Source organism: Arsukibacterium tuosuense, assembly GCF_900215315.1.
Taxonomy (GTDB): domain Bacteria; phylum Pseudomonadota; class Gammaproteobacteria; order Enterobacterales; family Alteromonadaceae; genus Alishewanella; species Alishewanella tuosuense.
This window is the reverse complement of record NZ_OBEB01000009.1, coordinates 86,004-108,303: the sequence shown is the minus strand read 5'-3', so window position 1 is coordinate 108,303 and position 22,300 is coordinate 86,004. Positions and strand designations below refer to the sequence as shown.

At 52.4% G+C, this 22,300-nt stretch carries 20 protein-coding genes; 13 read left to right on the top strand and 7 right to left on the bottom strand.

The features are described from left to right. Positions 1 to 82: 82 nt before the first annotated feature. The 5 genes from CRO03_RS16885 to CRO03_RS16865 all read left to right on the top strand — a co-directional run bounded on the left by CRO03_RS16885 (position 83) and on the right by CRO03_RS16865 (position 4,810). Entirely contained in the window at positions 83 to 1,270 is a 1,188-nt protein-coding gene (locus tag CRO03_RS16885; RefSeq protein ID WP_281256399.1) for a methionine aminotransferase, read from the top strand. Continuing rightward, complete coding sequence (locus CRO03_RS16880; RefSeq protein WP_097112841.1) at positions 1,258 to 2,034, top strand: amidohydrolase; 777 nt, start codon at positions 1,258 to 1,260, stop codon at positions 2,032 to 2,034. Before CRO03_RS16885 ends, CRO03_RS16880 begins: the two co-directional genes overlap by 13 nt. 84 nt (positions 2,035 to 2,118) lie before the next feature. Further along, positions 2,119 to 2,550, top strand: a complete 432-nt coding sequence (locus tag CRO03_RS16875; protein ID WP_097112840.1) for a cytidine deaminase — start codon at positions 2,119 to 2,121, stop codon at positions 2,548 to 2,550. A 2-nt stretch (positions 2,551 to 2,552) separates the two neighbouring features. Continuing rightward, on the top strand, positions 2,553 to 3,869 hold the full coding sequence (deoA, locus tag CRO03_RS16870; protein WP_097112839.1) for a thymidine phosphorylase: 1,317 nt from the start codon (positions 2,553 to 2,555) through the stop codon (positions 3,867 to 3,869). A 56-nt stretch (positions 3,870 to 3,925) separates the two neighbouring features. Next, complete coding sequence (locus CRO03_RS16865; protein WP_097112838.1) at positions 3,926 to 4,810, top strand: hypothetical protein; 885 nt, start codon at positions 3,926 to 3,928, stop codon at positions 4,808 to 4,810. Here CRO03_RS16865 and CRO03_RS16860 read toward each other — a convergent pair. From CRO03_RS16860 to trxA, 3 genes are all read right to left on the bottom strand, one after another. Continuing rightward, positions 4,757 to 6,052, bottom strand: coding sequence for an NAD(P)/FAD-dependent oxidoreductase (locus CRO03_RS16860; RefSeq protein ID WP_097112837.1), 1,296 nt, complete (start codon positions 6,050 to 6,052; stop codon positions 4,757 to 4,759). The two genes, CRO03_RS16865 and CRO03_RS16860, sit on opposite strands and share 54 nt — an antisense overlap. A gap of 94 nt (positions 6,053 to 6,146) precedes the next feature. Continuing rightward, the gene (rho, locus tag CRO03_RS16855) at positions 6,147 to 7,412 is read right to left on the bottom strand and encodes a transcription termination factor Rho (protein ID WP_097112836.1); all 1,266 of its coding nucleotides are present in this window, start codon (positions 7,410 to 7,412) and stop codon (positions 6,147 to 6,149) included. Positions 7,413 to 7,604: 192 nt separating this feature from the next. Beyond that, positions 7,605 to 7,931 carry a thioredoxin TrxA gene (gene trxA, locus CRO03_RS16850; protein ID WP_097112835.1) on the bottom strand — a complete coding sequence of 109 codons (327 nt, stop codon included), beginning with the start codon at positions 7,929 to 7,931 and terminating at the stop codon, positions 7,605 to 7,607. Between the two features lie 101 nt (positions 7,932 to 8,032). On the opposite strand from trxA, the gene rhlB reads away from it, so the two are divergent. Further along, on the top strand, positions 8,033 to 9,319 hold the full coding sequence (gene rhlB / locus CRO03_RS16845; RefSeq protein WP_097112834.1) for an ATP-dependent RNA helicase RhlB: 1,287 nt from the start codon (positions 8,033 to 8,035) through the stop codon (positions 9,317 to 9,319). After that, positions 9,285 to 10,844, top strand: a complete 1,560-nt coding sequence (gene gppA, locus CRO03_RS16840) for a guanosine-5'-triphosphate,3'-diphosphate diphosphatase (RefSeq protein WP_212682445.1) — start codon at positions 9,285 to 9,287, stop codon at positions 10,842 to 10,844. Before rhlB ends, gppA begins: the two co-directional genes overlap by 35 nt. Before the next feature lie 58 nt (positions 10,845 to 10,902). Here gppA and CRO03_RS16835 read toward each other — a convergent pair whose 3' ends face one another. Then, positions 10,903 to 11,514: a superoxide dismutase family protein gene (locus CRO03_RS16835; RefSeq protein WP_097112833.1), complete on the bottom strand. Its 612-nt coding sequence runs from the start codon at positions 11,512 to 11,514 to the stop codon at positions 10,903 to 10,905. A gap of 266 nt (positions 11,515 to 11,780) precedes the next feature. On the opposite strand from CRO03_RS16835, the gene CRO03_RS16830 reads away from it, so the two are divergent. From CRO03_RS16830 to CRO03_RS16805, 6 genes are all read left to right on the top strand, one after another. Then, positions 11,781 to 12,008 carry a ChaB family protein gene (locus tag CRO03_RS16830; RefSeq protein ID WP_097112832.1) on the top strand — a complete coding sequence of 76 codons (228 nt, stop codon included), beginning with the start codon at positions 11,781 to 11,783 and terminating at the stop codon, positions 12,006 to 12,008. A 22-nt stretch (positions 12,009 to 12,030) separates the two neighbouring features. Beyond that, positions 12,031 to 12,939 carry a prolyl aminopeptidase gene (gene pip, locus CRO03_RS16825; RefSeq protein ID WP_097112831.1) on the top strand — a complete coding sequence of 303 codons (909 nt, stop codon included), beginning with the start codon at positions 12,031 to 12,033 and terminating at the stop codon, positions 12,937 to 12,939. Next, the gene (locus CRO03_RS16820; protein ID WP_212682444.1) at positions 12,939 to 13,718 is read left to right on the top strand and encodes a TVP38/TMEM64 family protein; all 780 of its coding nucleotides are present in this window, start codon (positions 12,939 to 12,941) and stop codon (positions 13,716 to 13,718) included. The genes pip and CRO03_RS16820 overlap by 1 nt, the downstream gene beginning before the upstream one ends. Further along, on the top strand, positions 13,715 to 15,973 hold the full coding sequence (locus CRO03_RS16815) for a hypothetical protein (protein WP_097112830.1): 2,259 nt from the start codon (positions 13,715 to 13,717) through the stop codon (positions 15,971 to 15,973). Before CRO03_RS16820 ends, CRO03_RS16815 begins: the two co-directional genes overlap by 4 nt. Then, a complete protein-coding gene (locus CRO03_RS16810; RefSeq protein ID WP_097112829.1) occupies positions 15,970 to 17,265 on the top strand; it encodes a glycosyltransferase in 1,296 nt (431 codons plus the stop codon). The genes CRO03_RS16815 and CRO03_RS16810 overlap by 4 nt, the downstream gene beginning before the upstream one ends. Before the next feature lie 76 nt (positions 17,266 to 17,341). Beyond that, positions 17,342 to 19,762 carry an endonuclease/exonuclease/phosphatase family protein gene (locus CRO03_RS16805; RefSeq protein ID WP_097112828.1) on the top strand — a complete coding sequence of 807 codons (2,421 nt, stop codon included), beginning with the start codon at positions 17,342 to 17,344 and terminating at the stop codon, positions 19,760 to 19,762. 5 nt (positions 19,763 to 19,767) lie between these two features. Here CRO03_RS16805 and hemB read toward each other — a convergent pair whose 3' ends face one another. From hemB to CRO03_RS16790, 3 genes are read right to left on the bottom strand one after another with little or no spacing between them, the layout of a single operon-like run. Beyond that, entirely contained in the window at positions 19,768 to 20,778 is a 1,011-nt protein-coding gene (gene hemB / locus CRO03_RS16800; RefSeq protein ID WP_097112827.1) for a porphobilinogen synthase, read from the bottom strand. Beyond that, on the bottom strand, positions 20,768 to 21,502 hold the full coding sequence (locus tag CRO03_RS16795) for a GGDEF domain-containing protein (RefSeq protein WP_097112826.1): 735 nt from the start codon (positions 21,500 to 21,502) through the stop codon (positions 20,768 to 20,770). The genes hemB and CRO03_RS16795 overlap by 11 nt, the downstream gene beginning before the upstream one ends. Then, positions 21,499 to 22,299, bottom strand: a complete 801-nt coding sequence (locus tag CRO03_RS16790; RefSeq protein WP_097112825.1) for a TatD family hydrolase — start codon at positions 22,297 to 22,299, stop codon at positions 21,499 to 21,501. Before CRO03_RS16790 ends, CRO03_RS16795 begins: the two co-directional genes overlap by 4 nt. Between the last annotated feature and the right edge of the window lies 1 nt (position 22,300).

The window sequence follows — 22,300 nt, the reverse complement described above, 5'->3', positions numbered from 1 at the left end:
TCATAAAAATCTGCTCTTGTTACATTAGGTGTCGACAGCTAAACGTTTAACCATTTAGATGTCTATACACAAAACAGGCTGAATGATAGCATTCACCCTGGTTTTGGCAACTTTTTCTGAGCATATGGCCTTACAATCGAAACTAGCAAAGCTGGGCAGCAGCATTTTCAGCCAGATGAGCCAGCTGGCCGCAGAGCAGCAAGCCATTAATTTATCGCAGGGTTTTCCGGATTTTGCGCCAGATAACTACCTGTTGCAGCGCCTGGCCTATCATAGCCAGCATGGTGCCAACCAATATGCGCCAATGCCGGGTATTTTGCCGCTACGCCAGCAAATCAGTGAGCTGGTAAAACGTTGTTACCGGCGCAGCATTAACCCCGACAATGAGATCACTGTTACCTCGGGCGCGACTGAGGCGCTGTTTGTGGCCATTCAGGCGCTGGTGCAGCCCGGCGATGAGGTAATAGTGTTCGACCCGGCCTACGACAGTTATACTCCGGCGGTGCAGCTGGCCGGTGGCAGTACGGTGCATCTGAACTTGCAGGTCCCGGATTTCAGCGTTAACTGGCAGCAGGTTGCAGCGGCCATTACCCCGCGCACCAAACTGATTATTGTTAACAGCCCACATAACCCGACCGCCACGGTATTTAGTGATGCCGACTGGCAGGCCTTGCAGCAGCTGGTATGTCAGCACGGTTTGTATTGTCTCAGCGACGAAGTATATGAGCATATGGTATTTGATGGTGCTGCACAGTTAAGTGCCCACTGTTATCCGGCATTGGCTGAGCGCAGTTTTATTGTCTCATCTTTTGGTAAAACCTTTCATGTTACCGGCTGGAAGCTGGGTTATTGTGTGGCGCCGGCACTACTCAGTGCTGAGTTTCGGAAAATACATCAGTACGTCACGTTTTCCAGCTTTACCCCGGCCCAATATGCCATTACCGATATGCTGGCAATGCACCCTGAACAAGTCAGCGGCCTGGCCGCGTTTTACCGCCAGAAGCGCGATCAGTTTGTCAGCGCATTAGGCTCCAGCCGGCTGCAGTTGTTACCCAGTGCAGCGACCTATTTTCAGCTGGCAGATTATAGTGCAGTCAGTGAGCTGGCCGATGTGGAGTTTTGCCGCTGGTTAACCATTGAACATAAAGTCGCGGCCATACCGCTAAGTGTGTTCTATCGTCAGCCAACCGATGCACGGCTTATCCGGTTTTGTTTTGCGAAAACGCCGGCAACCTTAAACCGGGCGGCGGAGGTGTTATGTCAGCTGTAAAAGTCAGCCTGTTACAAACCACATTGCACTGGCAGGACAGCAAGGCCAATCTGGCCCATTTCAGCCAGCTGTTAGCGGGGTTGCCGGTAACCGATTTGGTGGTGTTGCCAGAGATGTTTACCACTGGTTTTAGTATGCAAAGCGCCGAAATAGCAGAACAGGAGCCCGGTCCCGGCTTAGCCTGGTTAACTGCGCAGGCAAAAGCGATAAACGCGGCGATCACCGGCTCGCTGGCGGTGAAAACTGCCGCTGGCGGCTATGTTAACCGGCTGTATTTTGTGACGCCGGATGGTGCTGTCAGCTATTACGACAAAAAACACTTGTTCCGGATGGCCGGCGAGCATCAGGCGTATCAGGCCGGACAGCAACGGGTTATCGTGCGCTGGCGCGGCCTGCGCTTTTGCCTGCAGGTCTGCTATGACCTGCGCTTTCCGGTATTTAGCCGCAATCTGAACGACTATGACGTGCTGATTTATGTGGCGAACTGGCCGGCAGCGCGGCGTCATGCCTGGAGCAGTCTGCTAGTGGCCCGGGCCATTGAAAATCAGGCCTTTGTGCTGGCGGTTAACCGGATAGGTCAGGATGGTAACGATATTCACTACAGTGGTGACAGCGTAGTAATCGATTATCAGGGCCAGCTAGCGGCTAGTCTGAGCAAAGGTGAGGCCGGCGTGCTTAGCGCCAACCTGGATGGCAGCGCCCTGGCCCAATACCGCCAGGCATTTCCGGCACATTTAGATGCAGACCGCTTTCGCCTTGATTAACTAACAAATGATTAACTCACAGGCTTGACCTGCAGCCATTTCACGGCAACACTGTACGGCCGTAATTAAGCAGGTTTATCCAGCGTGACAGCAATTAACTGGGCAGCGCTTAATGCTGCCGCCAAAGCGGCCTCAGAGCAGGCCTATGCCCCCTATAGTCAGTTCCCGGTTGGCGTGGCTATTCAGGCCGAAAGTGGCAAAATTTATGCCGGGTGTAACGTAGAGAACGCCTCCTACGGCGGTACTGTTTGTGCCGAGCGTAACGCGATAGCGGCAGCGGTTGTTGCCGGCGAGCGCAAATTTGCGGCGTTACTGGTGTATACCCCGCAGAGCAAGCTAACCCCGCCTTGTGGTATTTGCCGTCAGGTAATTGCCGAGTTTTTTACGCCAGACGCACCCATTGCCAGTAGCAACCATTTAGGCCAGCAGCAAAGCTGGAGCCTGCAGCAATTGCTGCCAGATGCCTTTACCCCCACCTATCTGGCCGCCAGCGAAAAAATCAGTAAGGACAGCTAACCATGGCTATACCTCAGGAAATTATTAAAACCAAACGTAACGGTAAGCCTTTAAGCCATGCTGAAATTCGTCAGTTTGTGCAAGGTCTAACCGATGACAGTTTCAGCGACAGCCAGGCAGCAGCGCTGGCAATGGCGATTTATTTAAATGGCATGGCGGTTAGCGAAATTGTCGAACTGACCCTGGCGATGCGCGATTCCGGCACAGTACTGAACTGGCAGGGCAGGCTGAACGGCCCGGTGGTGGATAAACACAGCACCGGGGGCGTTGGTGATAAAGTCACTCTGATGCTGGCGCCAATGGTTGCAGCCTGTGGCGCTTTTATGCCAAGCATAGCCGGCCGCGGCCTGGGCCATACCGGCGGCACGGTTGATAAACTGGAAAGTATTCCAGGCTATAGCTGTACCCAAAGCCTAAGCCGGATTGAGCAGCTATTGCCGCAGCTGGGCTGCGTTATCGTCGGCCAGAGCAGTGAGCTGGCGCCCGCCGACCGCCGCTTGTATGGTATTCGCGATGTCACGGCCACGGTAGAGTCGATACCACTGATCACCGCTTCTATCCTGTCGAAGAAGTTATCAGAGGGCCTGGATGCGTTGGTCATGGATGTCAAAGTGGGCAATGGCGCTATTATGGCCACCGCTCAGGATGCCAGTGCGCTGGCCACCAGCATTGTTAACACCGCCACCGGAGCGGGTGTGGCCACCCGGGCGCTGATAACCGATATGAACCAGATTTTAGGCAGCACCGCCGGTAATGCACTTGAAGTAGTGGAGACCCTTGATTACCTGACCGGTAAGTACCGCGAGCCACGGCTACATCAATTGACCCTGGAGCTGGGTGCCAATATGTTGATGCTCAGCGGCCTGCACTCAGACAAAGCCGCGGCAATTAACGCCCTGGAGCACAGCCTGAGTTCCGGTAAAGCGGCAGAAATATTCAGTAAAATGGTGGCTGAGCTCGGTGGCCCGGCCGACTTGCTGGAAAAACCACAGCAGTATTTAGCTAGTGCGCCGGTGGTGCAGGATATTATTGCGCCGCAAAGCGGTTATGTTAATTACCACAATACGGTTGGCCTGGGGATGGCAGTGGTGCGTTTAGGCGGCGGCCGTTCACACCCCAGTCAGCAGATTGATCCGGCGGTGGGGTATAGCGATATTCTCAGTAACGGCAGCAAGGTGCAGCAGGGTGATCGCCTGGCCAGGGTGCATGCTGCCAGCACAGAGGCTGCTGCTATTGCCTGTCAGGAGTATCTGGCGGCATTAACTGTGACAATCGAAGATCCGACCCGGTTACCATTGGTGCATCATACTATTGGCTAACTAGCTTTCGGTCCCGTTATTGGCTAAAGTTAAATCGGTTAATATCGGGGTTACTTATGTTATTAAGAAGTTTATTTGTACTGCTGGCGTTTAATGTTCAGGCTAAGCCGCAGCTTAACTGGTTGCAGACCGACTGGCCTCCTCATCAAATTGTTAATGGCCCCTATCAGGGCCAGGGTACTTTCGATTTATTGCATCAGCAAATAACAACGTTAATGCCTGAGTTTAACCATCAGTTACGGCTGGTCAGCCTGGCCAAGCTGGAACAAGTATTTACGGAAGCCGAAACTGCCAATTGTACCGTTGGCACCTTATTTTCAGAGCAACGCGCGGGCAACCGACTGTTTTCCAGACCTATAGCGGTAGGGCCTGCACTGGCTGTTGGCTTTCTCGAGGGTCGGCTTAGTGAGCATCAGGCAAATCTGCCTGATGGCGTGGTAATTGAAAAGCTGACGCAGGACCCAAAGCTAACAGGGGTGTATCAACCCAACCGGTTTTATCCCGATGCGGTGTTACAGGTGTTGCAGCAAGCAGATAGTAACCTCAGTAGCTATTCGTTAAGTGGTGATGTAAATGCGGCGGCGTTGTTGCTCAGCGGCAGGGTAGACTATGTCGTCGAGTATCCGGAGCGAATGGAGTATTTTAACCAGCTACTACCTGAAGCGGCGACGCTGGAACACCGTGCTATCGTCAATGCCAATATTGCCAGTGTGTCCCATGTAACCTGCACTAAAGATGCTGTTGGCCAGGCAGCGATAGCAACGATAGATCGGCTATTACCAGATTTATGGCAACAACAGCCCTATATTGACGCGATGCAGCGCTGGCTGGATGACAGCGCCCGGCGCAGGCTGAGCACTGACATAAACCAGTTACAGCAGGATGCGTTAATGCAGTTTAAGTCGTGGCCTGACAATCCGGTTAATGCGCGCAACCAGTGAAATAACCAGCATTTTCAGCCAGCCATGTAAGGCGACCTGATGCATCCGGTATAACGAGATATAGGCCAGCCGGGCTATCCGACCTTCGATCATCATAGCGCCGCCAACCAGGTTGCCCATTAAGCTGCCTACGGTACCAAAGCGGCTTAATGAAATTAATGAGCCGTGATCTTTATACTTAAACTCATGCAATGGCTGGTTATTTAAGCTGGCGATAAGGTTAGCGGCGACCAGGCTGGCCATTTGATGCGCTGACTGGGCCCGGGGAGGCACCCATTTACCATCTGGCAGCGGGCAGGCGGCACAATCACCGATAACGTAAATACTGGCATCACGGCTGCTTTGCAAAGTTGAATTAACCACCAGCTGATTAAGGCGGTTCGTCTCCAGTCCCGCCAAATTGGCCATAAAATCCGGTGCCTTAATCCCGGCTGCCCATACCATCAGCTCGGCGTCCAGATGCTGCTCACCCAGTTGTAAACCATGACCGTCAGCGGCCGTTACCCGGGTACTGACCCGGACATCGACCCCGAGCTTTTGCAACTCTTTTAAGGCCGCGTTAGCCATGCGTGCCGGCAGCGCCGGCAAAATGCGCGGCCCTGCCTCAACCAGATGAATATTCAGCCGCTCAGAGCGCAAATCGGCAAAGCCATACAGGTTCAGCTCTGCTGCGGCGTGATACAGCTCGGCCGCCAGTTCTACTCCGGTTGCCCCGGCACCGACGATGGCAATGTTTAGTTTTTCTTTCGGATGCTGTGGTGAGTTAAGCTTCAGATAGGCATCCAGCAACCGGCGCTGAAACCGATGAGCCTGGCCGGGGCTGTCGAGAAATATACAATGCTCAGCCACACCAGGGGTATTAAAGTGATTGGAAATGCTGCCAATGGCCAGTACCAGATAATCGTAGCTGAGCTCGCGCTCGGCCAGCAGTTGCTCACCATCCGCTGAGGCAATGGCCGCCAGGGTGACCGTGCGTTGCTCGCGGTTTATGTTAGTAAAATTACCTAGCTGAAAATCGAAATGATGACTGGCGGCGTGAGCGCGGTAGCTGAGTTGATCAATTTCAACATCAAGGGTGCCGGTAGCCACTTCGTGCAACAGCGGTTTCCAGATATGAGTATGGTTGCGATCGACCAGAGTGATGTGGGCGCGTTTTTTCCTGCCTAGTTTGTTACCAAGCCGGGTAGCCAGTTCCAGGCCACCAGCGCCACCGCCAACAACTACGATGCGAGGGGGGATCATGTTACGTTTTCCTTTCGTTACTTTTAAATCGGGTGTGCTATACAGCGACAAATTACAGCCATAAAAAAACCGGCGCTGGGGCCGGTTTCAGGAGTTACGATTTTTGCCGTTTCATGGCGTCGAAGAATTCGTCGTTGGTTTTGGTCATCGACAACTTATCGATTAAAAACTCCATGCAGTCGCTTTCGTCCATCGGGTGCAAAATTTTGCGCAGGATCCACATTTTCTGCAGCTCTTCCGGCGAGGCCAGTAGTTCTTCGCGGCGGGTACCGGAACGGTTGAAGTCGATGGCAGGGAAGATCCGACGTTCGGCAATTTTCCGCGATAAATGCAGTTCCATGTTGCCGGTGCCTTTAAACTCTTCGTAAATAACCTCATCCATCTTCGAACCGGTATCTACTAAGGCGGTGGCAATAATGGTTAAACTGCCGCCTTCTTCAACATTACGGGCCGCGCCGAAGAAACGCTTAGGCTTGTGCAGGGCATTGGCATCGACACCCCCGGTTAGTACCTTACCTGAGCTGGGGATCACGGTATTGTAAGCGCGGGCTAAACGGGTAATTGAGTCGAGCAGAATAATCACATCTTTTTTGTGCTCAACCAGCCGCTTGGCTTTTTCTATCACCATTTCAGCAACCTGAACATGGCGACTGGCGGGCTCATCAAAGGTAGAGGCAATAACTTCACCTTTCACCAGGCGCTGCATCTCTGTTACTTCCTCCGGCCGTTCGTCAATCAGCAACACCATTAACACACATTCCGGGTGGTTAGCGGCAATAGACTGAGCGATGTTTTGCAGCAAAATGGTTTTACCGGCTTTTGGCGGCGCCACGATTAAGCCACGCTGGCCACGGCCAATCGGTGAGGCTAAATCCAGCACCCGGGCGGTGATATCTTCCCGGCTGCCGTTGCCGCGCTCCATCCGTAGTCGCGAGTTAGCATGCAGCGCGGTAAGGTTTTCAAATAAAATTTTGTTACGGGCTTGCTCTGGCCGGCCAAAGTTAACTTCGTTCACTTTTAACAGGGCGAAGTAGCGCTCGCCTTCTTTTGGCGGCCGGATTAAGCCGGAAATGCTGTCACCGGTGCGCAGATTAAAGCGACGAATCTGACTCGGAGAGACATAGATATCATCCGGGCCGGCTAAGTATGAGCTGTCTGACGAACGTAAAAAACCGAAACCATCCTGCAGAATCTCCAACACACCTGCACCGAAAATTTCTTCACCATTTTTAGCGTGGGCTTTTAAGATTGCGAAGATAATGTCTTGTTTACGCAGGCGGGCCATGTTTTCCTGGCCCATGGACTCGGCCAAATCAACCAGTTCGCTAATTGGTTTCAGTTTCAGTTCTGTTAAATGCATAGTTTGATGGGTTCTTGTTGGTAAAAACAGAAAATGCTTATCGGCTCGATAATAAAGGTTTGGAAGTTGGTTTATTCGACAGACAAGCGTGGTTTAAGATATTTGCTTAGCCACACAATAGCAGCAGTTGTTTGAGACGTCCAGCAGCGAACAGTAAAAAGGCGTACAAAAATACGCCTTTTCCTGTCATTTTCAGATATTGCTATCTAAAAACTCTTTTAATTGGGTTTTCGACAAGGCGCCGACCTTAGTCGCCGCAACCTGACCATTTTTAAATAACAGTAAGGTTGGAATGCCACGAATACCAAATTTTGGCGGGGTATTCGGGTTCTGGTCAATATTCACCTTGGCGATGCTGACTTTACCACTGTATTCCGCCGCAACATCTTCCAGAATAGGTGCGATCATTTTACAAGGGCCACACCATTCTGCCCAGAAGTCGACCAGTACCGGCACTTCGGCTTTTAAAACATCAGCTTCAAAACTGTCGTCAGAAACCTGTAAAATTTGTTCGCTCATCTATTTCTCCGTTCAGGCTGTGCAGTTACACTGCAAAAATGTGTTATCAATTTAAACGTGGCTGTTTCTTATTGCAAGCGTAACAGTTATGCTAGGCAGGTATGAATAAAACTCACTTAACCTCACATAAATTCGCCGATTTCGCATTGGCACCACAGGTTCTTGACGCTTTAACGGCGCAAGGTTACAGCTATTGTACGCCAATTCAGGCCCAGTGTTTACCCCTGGCTCTGGCCGGCAAAGATATAGCGGGTCAGGCCCAAACCGGTACCGGTAAAACCCTGGCTTTTTTAACTGCAACTTTTCATTACTTGCTTAACCATGAACCTAAAGGTTCTGGTCAGCCGCGCGCTATCATTATGGCTCCTACGCGGGAACTGGCCGTACAGATCCATAATGATGCCGTTATACTTGCTCAGAAAACCAATATGCGGCTTGGTTTAATATATGGTGGCGAGGGTTATGATTCTCAACGGCAGTTGCTCGAGCAGGGTGTAGATATTTTAATTGGCACCACCGGTCGCCTGATAGATTATTTAAAGCAGGGGCTGTATGACCTTGATCAAATTCAGGTTGTAGTGCTGGACGAAGCCGATCGGATGTTCGATTTAGGTTTTATCAAAGATATCCGGTTTATGTTTAACCGGATGCCACCGGCTACCGAGCGGTTAAGTTTATTGTTTTCTGCCACCTTGTCATACAAGGTGCAGGAGCTGGCGTTCGAGAAAATGAACGAGCCGGTTCATATTCACGTGGCACCGGATGAAATGACCGGCAGCCAGATTAGTGAAGAGCTGTTTTATCCGGCGCATGAGCATAAAATGAAGCTTTTGCTGACGCTGATGGAAGAAGACTGGCCTGATAAGGCTATTGTCTTTGCCAACACTAAGCACGCCTGTGAAGATGTGTATGCCTGGCTGGAAGCAGACGGTCATCGGGTGGGGATGCTGACCGGCGATGTCATTCAGAAGAAGCGCCTGAAAATTCTGGATGACTTTACCACCGGTAAACTGGATATTCTGGTGGCAACCGATGTCGCTGCCCGTGGCTTGCATATACCGAAAGTCAGCCATGTTTTTAATTACGATTTACCTGATGATTGCGAAGACTACGTGCACCGGATTGGCCGTACCGGCCGGGCCGGTGAAAGCGGTAAGGCCATTAGCTTTGCCTGCGAGCGTTATGCTCTGAACTTAACCGCTATTGAAGATTATATTAAACACCCGATAGCTTTAACTCAGTATGATGCAAATGCCTTGCTTGATGATCTGACAGTGCCTAAACCACGGGTGCGTCGTCGTCCGGGCCAGGCTCGCAGTGGTCCGGGCCGAGGCAACAGTGGACGCAGCAGTAATGGCCCGAGAAATCCCCGCAGCCGGCCCCGCTAACGCTGAGCCGCTGGTAACAGGCGAACTGCTGAGCGACACCTCACCGCATAGCGATATCTATGCGGTGATCGATCTTGGTTCTAACAGCTTTCACATGCTGATGGTCAAGGTGGTTGGCGGCTCGGTACAGGTAATAGGCCGGGTAAAACGCAAAGTTCGCCTGGCTGCTGGTTTAAATGATAATTTAGTGTTAAGTCGCAAAGCGATGAAACGGGGCTGGGAATGCCTGGCGTTGTTTGCTGAGCGCCTGCAGGATATTCCTGCTGCCAATATCCGGATAGTGGGCACCGCCACCTTGCGGTTAGCCCAAAATGTAAAATCCTTCCTGAAAGAAGCTGAAGTTATCCTGGGCCAGAAGGTGCAGGTGATCAGCGGTGCCGATGAAGCCCGGATTATCTACCTGGGTGTCGCTCATACCTCTAATTGTGACTCTAACCGTTTAGTGATTGATATTGGTGGTGCCAGCACGGAAGTGGTGGTGGGGCGGGGCTTTACTCCTGAACTGCTGGCCAGTCTGAATATGGGCTGTGTTACCTATCTGGAACGCTATTTTGGTGATGGCGAACTAAGCGAAGATAATTTTAACCAGGCTATCCAGGCTGCCACTGAGCAAATAGCACCGATTAGTGCTGAGTTTCTGGCGAAAGGCTGGCAAATTGCAGTTGGCGCGTCGGGGACGGTACAGGCAGTGCAGGAAATTCTGGTCGCCCAGGGCAAAGACGAAGTGATTACTTTGGGTAAGCTTGAGGACATTATGCAGCAGACCATGGCCTGCGGTCCGATATCTCAGCTGAACATTATTGGCCTGGCCCAGGAACGTAAACAGGTTTTCGCCTCTGGTTTAGCAATACTGGTGGCGTTGTTTCGGACATTGCAGATCCATGGTATGACCTTGTCAGGTGGTGCTCTGCGCGAAGGCGTGTTGTACAGCATGCTGCCTCAGTTACAGCACAGTGATGTACGCAACCGTACTGTTGCCAGCCTGATGGTGCGATATTTCATTGATCAGCGCCATGCCGAGCGGGTGGCTGATATGGCGGTTGAGCTTGCCGGGCAGTTACAACATCGTTGGGACCTGGACAAATTTGAAGGCCACAGCATGTTACGCTCCGGCGCGTTATTGCATGAGCTTGGCTTATTGATTGAATATAAAAATCATCATCACCACGGTGCTTATATTATCAATCATTCTGATTTACCGGGCTTTACCCGGGCGCAGCAACAACTGGTTATGGCGCTGGTGTACAATCATCGGGCCGACATCAGCCGCGAAGTAATTGCCCGCCAAACCATGACCTCAGTGTTGTTGACGGTGCGGCTGACCCGCATTTTGCGGCTGGCAGTTATTCTGTCGATGCGCCGTCGGCACGAAGTATTGCCTGAAGTTAAAATGACCACTAAAGCAGAAACCCTTACCCTACAAATGCCTGCCAACTGGTTGGAGCAACATCCGTTAATGCGGGCAGAGTTAGAACAGGAAGTGCAATACCAGCAGCAGGCTGGTTGGCAGTTGCTGATTAAATAGCCACTGCCGCCAGCCGTTATCAGTAAATATTACCGGGACCCTCTGTAATTATTGCGGATTATTTGGTCACGCCGCAGGCAATACGGGCACCACTGTCACCCGCCGGATCAGTGGCGTAATCGTCACGGCGCTCGTGCACGACCAGCGAGCGATTCTGCAGATCATCCAAGGTTAAGCCGTTGATGGTAACCTGCTGCTGAACGCCCGCGCTATTCACTTCGATCATTGGTAAATCGCCTTTATGACCATCGCCCTCTGGCCCGGTATGTTTGCCGGCGTTAGTCGGGTCATAATGACCACCGGCCGCGGCGGCAGCGACTTTTTTACCGTCTTGCATTTCCGGCTCGCAGCTTGGGTTCTGGTGGATGTGAAAACCATGCTTACCCGCCGTTAGCCCCATAAGATTTGGCGTGAACACCAGGCCTTCTGCGCTTTGTCTGACTGAAATGGTGCCGGCTCCGGCCCCTACTTCATCCGGAGTCACCCGGTTCATATAGACAATCAGCGGTTCCGCATCTGTATTTGCATCTGACTCTGCAGCAGGGGTGCGGGGCTGTTCGGCTACAGGGGTAGCTTCATTGGCCGGTCTGTTAGTCGGGCCGGGATCCGGACTGCAAGCCACTAACAAGCCTGTGGCAATGACTGACAATGAAAAAATCCGTAATTTCATAACGATCTCCTTTATTTGGTTTAGAAAAAAACAATTTTCGGGACGATGCTTGCCGTTTCCGGGATTACACTACTTAAAGTTGTAATGCTTCAGGTTGTGCTACTTCAGAGTTGCACCGCACTGTCGCTCAGATTGTCTGAGGTTGCAATTTTGACGCCAACCTACCTGATGGCGGTTTTTTTAAAGCTGGCACGTGCTTTGCTTTTGCATTCTGTTAACAACACCAGCACCAGTTAGTGGAACTAACAGCCAGCAGGAGAGGTTCTATGCCATACGACAAACGCAGTGAATTGCCGGATTCAGTGCAGGATAACTTACCCAAACATGCTCAGGAAATATATCAGGCAGCCTTTAACAGTGCATGGGATGACTATAAAGACCCGGAACAACGCGACGGAAATGACAGCCGGGAGGAAGTGGCACACAAAGTTGCCTGGGCAGCGGTCAAGCAAAAGTATCATAAAAACGATGCCGGCAATTGGGTGGCGACATAAATAGCGGCAATGGAGTGGACAGATGCCGTATCTTAACGTTGGCGATGGCCATCAGCTTTACTACCAGATCCAGGGCGATATCCGCAGTGCTACTCCCCTGCTGTTTGTCCATGGTGGCCCGGGCGCGGGTGTCCGTGAGGCCGACAAGCAACTGTTTGCCGGGCTGCGCCGGCCGGTGATTTATTTTGATCAACGTGGTTGTGGTCGCAGCAAGTATACCGAGCGGCTGCATGCCAATACCACGGCACAGCTGATTGCCGATATTGAGCAGTTGCGCAGTGCGCTGGCTATTGAGCAATTTATTCTGGTGGGAGGAAGTTGGGGCAGTACGCTCAGTTTGCTCTATGCTATTGATAACCCGCAGCGGGTATCACGGTTAATCCTGTGGGGAATTTTTTTATGCCGGGAGCAGGAACTGAATTGGTTTTACCGGCAGGGCGCTAACCAGCTGTACCCGGATGAATATCAGCATTTTATTGATGCTATCGACCAGCCAGACAGACCGGTAGCGGCTTATTTCCGATTGCTGAGCACTGGCAGTACCCGGCAGCAACAGGCAGCGGCAGTAAGCTGGGCCAGATGGGAAGCGGTCAATTCATTTTTAACCCCTGATAAACAGAAAATTGCGGAGTTTTCTGAACCGGCTGTCAGTTTACCGATGGCGCAACTGGCCAGCTACTACTTTAACAACCATGGTTTTATTGAAGAAGATTTTATTCTGCGCCACAGCGCAAGATTGCAGGACATAGCAATTGATATTGTGCAGGGCCGCTATGACACTATTTGTCCCTGTGGTTCAGCGTGGCAACTGGCCGCATCAGTTAATCAGGCCCGGTTGTCAATTACCCCGCATGCAGCCCACGATGCCAGCGAGCCTGAGAATTTCAAAGCCTTGCGGACCATTCTGCAGACCATAGAACCTGAGGAGTAATGATATTGATGCCCGAGCCTGACAACAGCAAGCCAGCGGCTAAGCCGCAGCAAAAAAGCAGTACTAAGACTGCTATCCTTGGTATGGCAGGCAGTGTGTTGTTTGTTGGCGTGGTGCTGGCGCTGCTGGTGTACTTTGGCGTGCACACCGAAGTGCTACACTTGCTGCAGTGGTTTAAGCAGCAGGGAGCCTGGGCGCCGTTACTGTTTATGCTGATTATGGCCGCGGTGGTGGTGTTACTGCTACCCGGCGCCTTGTTTACCGTAGGTGCCGGCTTTGTGTTTGGGGTGGTACCAGGCACGATATATGTGGTATTGGGCACCACCCTGGGGGCCACCATCGCTTTTCTGCTGGCCCGCTATACCTTTGGCCAGCGCGCCAGACAATTTATTATGGCCCGGGCCAGGTTGCAGCTGGTTAATGATGAACTTAGTAAAAATGACTGGAAAATCGTCTTGCTGACCCGGCTGATCCCATTTTTCCCCAGCAAGATATCCAATTATTTTTTTGGTTTAACTCAGTTTTCTTTACGCGGTTATATTGCCGGCTCTTTACTCGGATTTATCCCGTTTACCGTTCATAACGTGTATCTGGGATCGCTGATCGCTGATATTACCACTTTTGAGTTGGGTCAGCAGCAGCGCTCTGGCTGGGAGTGGGCCCTGTACCTTGGTGGTTTTATGGCGGCGGTGGCGGTTGTCATTTATCTGAACCGCCTGGCCAACAGGGCGCTGGCCAAATATACCGCACAAGACACTAAAAAGGAGCCTAAGGTATGACCTGGTTAAAGTGGTTACCCTGGCGCTATGTGGTGCGTTATGTCGCCCACAAAAATGGCTTTATTGATCCGGTGGCATTACTGGCGAAACTGCATAATTTTGCTCAGCCCTCTGAGGTAGGAGAGCCTATCGAGCTGCTGCGCGCTGGCGTAGTATTTCACGCACGGGGCTTAATTAACAGCAGGGTTATCCAGCATAACCTGGATTGGGTATGGCCATACTGGATTGAGCGTCAGTTTGACCCCTGTGATAAATCGTTTATTCCACGGGCCTTCTCAATTACCCATATTAACCTGACCCACCGCAACTGGACGGCGATTGGCTACCCGGATTGTCCTGAACTACCCATTGTTGACCCACGCGGCCTGTTAACGCCGTTTCTGGATAGCTGGTCACTGGATGGCTGGATAATGCCTGAGCAGGGCGAATGTCTGCTGCCATCGCGCCTTAACGAGTGTCAGCAGCAACTGACCGTTGCAGGTGATGTCAGTATTTCCACCACCACCAGCCAGCAGGGTATGACCTTGCAGAACAAAGCCTGGGTAGTGCTTGAAGAAGGCGTGCCGGTGCTGAAAATGCGCCTGAGGGCGAAAGCGGATAAGCCCGGTTATCTGGTGCTGGCCTTGCGCCCGCAAAACCCCGAGGGTGTCAGCTTTATTCATAAAGTGGCATTGAACGAGCAGCGCAACCAGTGGCTGGTTGATGAGGATAAACAGATTCAGTTCAGCCAGCCGGCGGACCGCTACCATGTGTCTGCTTACAAACAAGGTGATGTGTATATTCATCTTGCTGATGCGCAGCAGCAAGCCGAAGGCATCTGTGACGTCGGGATGGTGACGGCGGCAGCCCTGTTCAAATTGCCAGACAATGACTGGCATGAAGTTGAAGTGTCAGTGCCGTTAACCGCAGCGGCTCAGCCAAAGCTGCAACCCGGTGCCTGGCCGGCCGAGCAGGAAAAATGTTGTAAGCTGACGTGCCCGGACCCGCATTATCAGTTTTTATATGGTGCTGCGCTAAGTTCGCTGATCCTGCATTCACCTGAGGATGTTTATCCCGGCCCCTATACCTACAAACGTTTCTGGTTCAGGGATGCCGCCTTTATTATTCATGCCTTACTTTGCGCCGGCCTGACTGAGCGTGCTGCCCGCGCTTTGCAACAATTCCCGGCCAGGCAAACTTTGCTGGGCTACTTTCGTTCCCAGGAAGGAGAGTGGGACGCCAATGGCGAAGTGCTCTGGATCCTGCAGCGGTATGCTGAATTAACCGGCCGCGATCTGTCTGCCGACTGGCATAGTCCGCTAAAAAAAGGAGCACGCTGGATTATCAACAAGCGACTTTCAGACAAGCTTGACGCGCCGCACGCCGGTTTGTTACCAGCCGGGTTCAGTGCCGAGCATCTGGGGCCAAACGATTATTATTACTGGGACGACTTCTGGGGAGTTGCTGGCTTAAAGGCTGCAGCAGAGCTGTTTAAAAATGTCGAGCCAAAACTGCAACAAGAGTTTACTCAGGCAGCTGCTGAGTTCAGTACTGCGATAGATAACAGCCTGCAGCAGTGTGCCAGCCGGCTGAAGCGGCCGGGTATGCCCGCATCACCTTACCGGCGGCTGGATGCCGGCGCCATAGGCTCGCTGGCTATCGGTTACCCGGTGCAATTGTGTCGCCCTGACGATCCGCGGTTGCTGGATACCGTGGAATTTTTGTTAAAACGCTGTTTTGTTCAGGATGCGTTCTACCAGGATATGATTCACTCAGGTTTAAATGCCTACTTAACCCTGCATGTCGCCCAGATTCTGCTGCGGGCCAATGACCCCCGCTATCTGGTGTTAATGGACGCGGTAGCCGGGCTCGCTTCGCCAACCGGTCAGTGGCCTGAGGCGATTCATCCCGGTACTGGCGGCGGTTGTATGGGCGATGGGCATCATGTCTGGGCTGCAGCCGAATGGCTGTTGATGATCCGAAATTGTTTTGTACGCGAAGAAGGCGATCATCTGGTACTGGCAGGTGGTGTGCCTGAGCGCTGGCTGGGTCAAGGTGATGTTGTCCGTTTTGGCCCGGCACCGACCCGCTTTGGTGCTATCAGCCTGCAGATTTCCCGGCAGCAGGATGAACAGCCGGTACTGGAATGGCAGGCTAACTGGCATAAGCCTGAGGGGCCACCGTTAGAAATTTGTTTGCCCGGCTACCGGACCATTACTACAGCAGCTGCGGCGACAGGTATCGTCAGGTTAGAAAAACGGAATACTGACAAATGAATATCGTTATCTTTACCAATACTTATACCCCGCATGTTGGTGGCGTGGCGCGTTCAGTCGAGGCGTTTGTGATGGAATACAGGAAGCTTGGGCACCGGGTATTAGTAGTGGCACCGGAGTTTGCCGATATGCCCAAAGATGAGTTGGATGTGGTGCGGATTGCTGCGATTCAGAATTTTAATGCCTCAGACTTTTCCGTTGCCTTACCGTTTCATGACCAGCTAAGCGACATCCTTGATGAATTTAAGCCGGATATTGTTCACTCGCAGCATCCGTTTCTGCTGGGGATGAGCGCACTGCGCACAGCCCGTTACCGTAAATTACCCTTGGTTTTTACTCACCATACTTTATATGAGCAGTACACCCATTATGTCCCGGGTGACTCCGTGACAATGCAGCATTTTGCTATTTCCCTGGCAACCCGTTATGCCAACCTGTGCGATCAGGTGATTGCCCCGAGCCAGAGTATTGCTGACTTATTGCAGCAACGCGGCGTTACCAGCCCGATAGAAGTTATCCCCACTGGTGTGTATCTGGAAAAATTTGCTGATGGTGATGGTGATAAGGTACGCCAGCAAATGGGCATTGCCTCAGATGCCTTCGTTATTGGCCATCTGGGCAGGCTGGCGCCGGAAAAAAACCTTGAGGTATTAGCCAGGGCAGTAGCAGATGCGGTTTGCGCCCGGCCATCAAGCCACTTTCTGGTTGTGGGGTCGGGGCCGTCTGAGCAGACTATTCGTGATGTATTTGCACAAGCCGGTGTTGCTGACCGATTGCATATCGCAGGCATCCTGCAACAACAGCAGCTTACTGATGCATTACATGCAATGGATCTGTTTGCGTTTGCCTCGGCCAGTGAAACCCAGGGCATGGTAATAACGGAAGCGATGGCCGCTGGTTTGCCGGTGGTGGCGTTTGACGCTCCCGGGGTGCGGGAAGTGGTTGATAATGCAACTAACGGCCTTCTGTTGCAGCAGAAAGATCCCCAGACGTTGGCAGCCGCGTTGTGTCAGCTAATTGATCACCCCAACCAGCTGACGGCGCTGCGAAAGGGAGCTCACCTCACCGCGGAGGCATTTGCCATGTCGCGTTCGGCTGCCCGGGCGCTGCTCTGTTTTCGCTCGGTTCTGGACCGTAAGCCTGCCAACACTAAAACGGAAAGAGACTGGGAAGATGTGCTGGCATGGATTAAAGCTGAATGGGACATTTTAAGCAGTGTAGCAGGGGCGGGCACCTCGGCTGTGGGCAGTGGTTTATTTACTGACAGTAAACTGGCTGACAGTAAAAAGTGATAGACATACACAGTGACCGTATCTGGTTAATTTATCAGTTTTATGTATTTATCGATCAATACAGTCCGGAGAACTTATGATCAGTCGGGTTGAGGTATGGTTTCGTTGGCTAAGACGCAGTCTTAGTCGTAGCCACTGGTTTATAAAACTGTTGCGGTTGCCGGTGTCGCATGGTTCCGGCGTGCGCTCCGGCCTGCTTATGATTCAGATTGATGGGTTGTCACAGCCGCAGTTACAGCAGGCACTGAAACGCGGCAAAATGCCTTTTTTGCAACGGCTGCTGCAGCGGGAACATTATAAACTGCAGGCGCACTACAGTGGTTTACCGGCTACTACACCTGCGGTGCAGGCTGAACTGTTCTATGGGGTGAAAACGGCGGTGCCGGCCTTTTCTTTTCGAGACCGCCAAACCGGCGAAATTGTCCGGATGCTGCAACCGGATACCGCTGCCAAGGTGGAGCAGGGGCTGCAACAACAAAGCGAGGTTGCGCTGCTACAAGACGGCAGTGCCTATTCCAATATTTATACCGGCGGTGCCGCTGAATCACATTTTTGCGCTGCAACAATGGGCTGGGGCGCCGCGCTGCGTGCTGCTAACCCGTTGGTATTGTTAGGGCTTATTTTAAGTAATTTGTACAGTGCCGTGCGGGTCGTCGCGTTGTTTTTTCTGGAGCTGGGTCTGGCAATAGTCGATTTTTGCCGTGGCCTTATTAAAGGCCAGGATTTTCTCAGCGAATTAAAATTCATCCCGGCCCGGGTTGCGGTATCTATTGTGTTGCGGGAGCTTTGTGTTATTGGCGGAAAAATGGATATCGCGCGGGGCCTGCCGGTGGTGCATATTAATTTGCTGGGCTATGACGAACAATCGCACCGGCGCGGGCCCTCTTCTTTGTTCGCGCACTGGACCCTGAAAGGGATTGATGACAGCATTGCCCGGTTGTGGCGTGCCGCGCACCGTTCGCAGTGGCGCAGCTATCAGGTATGGCTTTATTCTGACCATGGCCAGGCGAAAGTGACGCCATATCATCAGATGCAGGGTTACCCGTTGCAGCAGGCGATTGATTTAAGCTTTGAAAAACTCACCGCAACGCCCCGGCAGTTTCAGCATCAGGTTACCGGCAGCGTGCATACCCAGCGGGCCAGACTGCTGGGGGGCAACAAAGTGCAGCGACTGTTCGCTGTTAATAATGGTTATGACAATGCTGCCGGCGAAAATGAGATCAAAGTTGCAGCACAGGGCCCGGTGGGCCACATCTACGCGCCAGCACCGCTGTCAGAGGCCGACAGCAGGCTGTTGGCGACAGCGCTGGCCAGTGAGCATAACGTACCACTGGTGTTAGTGGTTACAGGGCCTGATCGGGTGCGGGCAACCACTGCCGACGGCGAGTTTTATCTGCCGGCAGATAAAGCGGCAGTATTTGGTGCTGACCATCCTTTTCTGGACAGTGTCAGTGAGGATATCTTGCGGCTGTGCCAGCACCCCAATGCCGGCGATTTGGTGATTATGGGCTGGCGCAAAGGCGTGCAGGCGCAGTCATTTGCCGATGAAAACGGTGCCCATGCCGGCGCTACGCCAGCCGAAACTCACGGTTTTGCCTTGTTGCCGGAAGATGTGGTATTGCCTGCCACGCCCTATGGCTATATCAGGCCATCTGATATTTATCATGCCGCGTTGCAGCAACTGGGTCGGGCAACCAAGCCTGCTGGCCGGTCTGGCGCTAATAAGATGTCCTGTGACAGCCTGCGGGTGATGACCTACAACGTCCACAGCTGTATCGGTCTGGATGGCAAAATTGATATAGAACGGATTGCCAGAGTCATCGCCCAGGTCAAACCTGATGTCGTGGTATTGCAGGAATTGGATGTTGGCCGTGATCGTACTCAGGGCCTGGATCAGGCCGAGCTGATTGCCCGCTATCTGGAAATGGAATTTCATTTTCATCCGGCGATGCATCTGGCTGAAGAAAAGTATGGTGATGCCATTTTAACCCACTTGCCGCTGAAGCTGGTAAAAGCAGGTGCGCTGCCCGGGCTGGCCAATAAGCCAAAACTGGAGCCACGGGGGGCTATCTGGGCAACAGTAGAACTGCATGGCCAGCAGATAAATATTATTAATACCCATTTGGGGCTGCAATCGCGCGAGCGGTTGGCGCAAATTGATGCCCTGCTGTCGGACGACTGGCTGGGCCATCCGGATTGCACCGGGCCGGTTATATTTTGTGGTGACCTGAATGCGCAACCCGGTTCAGAAGTGTGCCGCAGGCTGGGGCAGAAAATGACCGACGCCCAGACATTGCCGGAAGGTCACCGGCCAAGGGGAACCTTCCCCAGTCGCTTTGCTGCCATTAGAATTGACCATATTTATGTCAGTGACGACGTTGAGGTGACTGCAGTGGAAATTCCCGGCTCATACCAGGCCAAAGTAGCGTCAGACCATCTGCCGCTACTGATAGAACTGGCTATTGCCCGCTCTGGTGATACTGTAGCTGCAGGCTAAGGCTGTTAATCCTGAGCTTGCTTTAACCAAATCGCCGCTTTTTTGGCAAAATAAGTCAGAATGCCATCGGCCCCGGCCCGTTTAAAAGCTAATAGTGATTCCATCACCACAGGTTGCTCTGCCAGCCAGCCATTCTGAATCGCTGCCATATGCATGGCATATTCGCCGCTGACCTGATAAGCAAAAGTCGGCACCCCAAATTCGTCCTTTACCCGGCGCACAATGTCCAGATAGGGCATGCCGGGTTTAACCATGATCATATCGGCGCCTTCTTCCAGATCCATGGCCACTTCGTGCAGCGCTTCGTTACTGTTGGCCGGATCCATCTGATAGTTCTTCTTGTTGCCACCTTTTAAATTGGCAGCAGAGCCGACAGCATCCCGGAACGGCCCATAATAGCTGGACGCATACTTAGCCGAGTACGCCAGAATACGGGTATTAACAAAACCTGCTTCTTCCAGGGCTTCGCGAATAGCGCCAATCCGGCCATCCATCATATCCGAGGGCGCGACAATGTCTGCGCCGGCTTCGGCATGTGATAACGCCTGTTTTACCAGTGCAGCGGTAGTGATGTCATTCTGAACATAGCCATGCTCATCAATAATGCCGTCCTGGCCATGGGTGGTAAAAGGGTCGAGAGCTACGTCGGTAATAATGCCGAGCTCAGGGGTATGTTGTTTCAGCAGTCGCACGGCACGCTGAGCCAGGCCGTCTGGATTCCAGGCCTCTTCTGCTTCAAGTGATTTGCAGTCGGCCGGCGTCACCGGGAACAAGGCAATGGCCGGAATGCCCAATGCCACCAGCTCTTTCGCTTCGCTTACCAGTAAATCCAGGCTTAAGCGCTCGATGCCGGGCATTGAACCAATGCTTTCGCGTTGGTTTTTTCCTTCAATAATAAACATTGGGTATATTAAATCGTCAACCGTAAGTTGGTGTTCAGCCATTAATCGCCGGCTGAAGTCGTGCTCGCGCATCCGGCGGGGCCGGCTGGCCGGGAAAAAACGGTTAGTTTTCATTTGCTGGTTCCTGAATGATGGGGGTAGCGATAGCACTGGCACTGGCCGTGCGGTTACGTCCCAGGTTTTTAGCCTGGTAGAGTGCACTGTCGGCTGCAGCAATATAGTCATTACTGCAGGTGTTGGCGTCAGCGACTGCTGCATAACAACCGGCGCTCAGCGTTACCGTCAAGCTAAGCGAGCCAATCTCGATTGGTGTGGCGCTGATTTTCTGCCGGACGTGCTCTGCCAGTTCAATACAGCCGGATAGTTCAGTACCTGGTAGCAGCAAGGCGAATTCTTCACCGCCATAACGAAATACCGCATCGCTGCTGCGTTTCAAACTGGCAGCCAATGCGCTGGCTATTTGCTGAATAGCGGCATCGCCGGCTAAATGGCCGTGGGTGTCATTAATTTTTTTGAAGTGGTCGATATCCACAAATACCAGACCTAACGTGGTTTTTTCCCGCCGGCTACGCTTTAGCTCATTGTTTAAACGTTTGTCAAAACAGGCACGATTATAAATGCCGCTTAAGGTATCGAGCATATTTTGTTGCTCAAGTAGCCGGTTCTTTTCAGCCAGCTCATCCAGGGCTATTTGCAGTTCCAGATTATGACTCTGGATACTGCTTTCAAGTTGTTCAGTATGTTGTCTTTGCCAGCGGCGCCAATGCCATGCCATGACCGCCGCAGTTAGCAAGGCGCCGGCTATGGCACCGGCTGCCAGCCAGAGTAAACTGCTCATGCCGCTACTCCACTTAGACTGAATAGTCGACGGGCATTGGCGGCGCAGGCGGCTGCCAGATGCTGACTATCGATATTTTTCAGGCGGCAAACTTCAGCCGCAATAGCCGGTATAAACGCTGGCTCATTATGTTTGGGGCGGGGTTTCAGGGTACGTGGCAGCAAGTAAGGTGCGTCTGTCTCCAGCAGGATCCGATCCAGCGGCAGATAGCTGATAGCTTGTTGCAGGCTCTGGCCGCGACGTTCGTCACAAACCCAGCCGGTAATGCCAATGTATAAGCCTAAATCGAGGTAGGCTTTCAGCTGGCTGCTATCGCCGGTAAAACAGTGAGCAACACCACGATTTATATGCTGTTCTGTTAACATGGCCAGCTGAGTGCTAAAAGCATCTCGTTCGTGCAGATAAACCGGTTTTTGTCGTTGTTTCGCCAGTTGCAACTGACTGGCAAATACCTGTTGCTGCACTGGTCTGGGAGAAAAGTCGCGATTAAAATCGAGGCCGCACTCGCCAACTGCGACCACGGCCGGCAGCGCCAACAGGTTGTTAAGTTGCACCAGCCAGTCTGCGGCGACATTGCCTGCCTGATGCGGATGCACACCAGCGGTAGTGTAACAACCCCGGTGCGAAAGACAGAACTGCTGATTAAGCAGGCTTTCTGTAATATCAGAGCCAATCAGCAGCATATTGCTGACACCTGCCTGTTGCGCCCGCAGCCAGACTTGTTGCTCAGAGCCGGCAAACTGAGCACTGAACAGGTTTACCCCGCAGTCAAACCAGTCTGGCGTAGCACTGTCCATA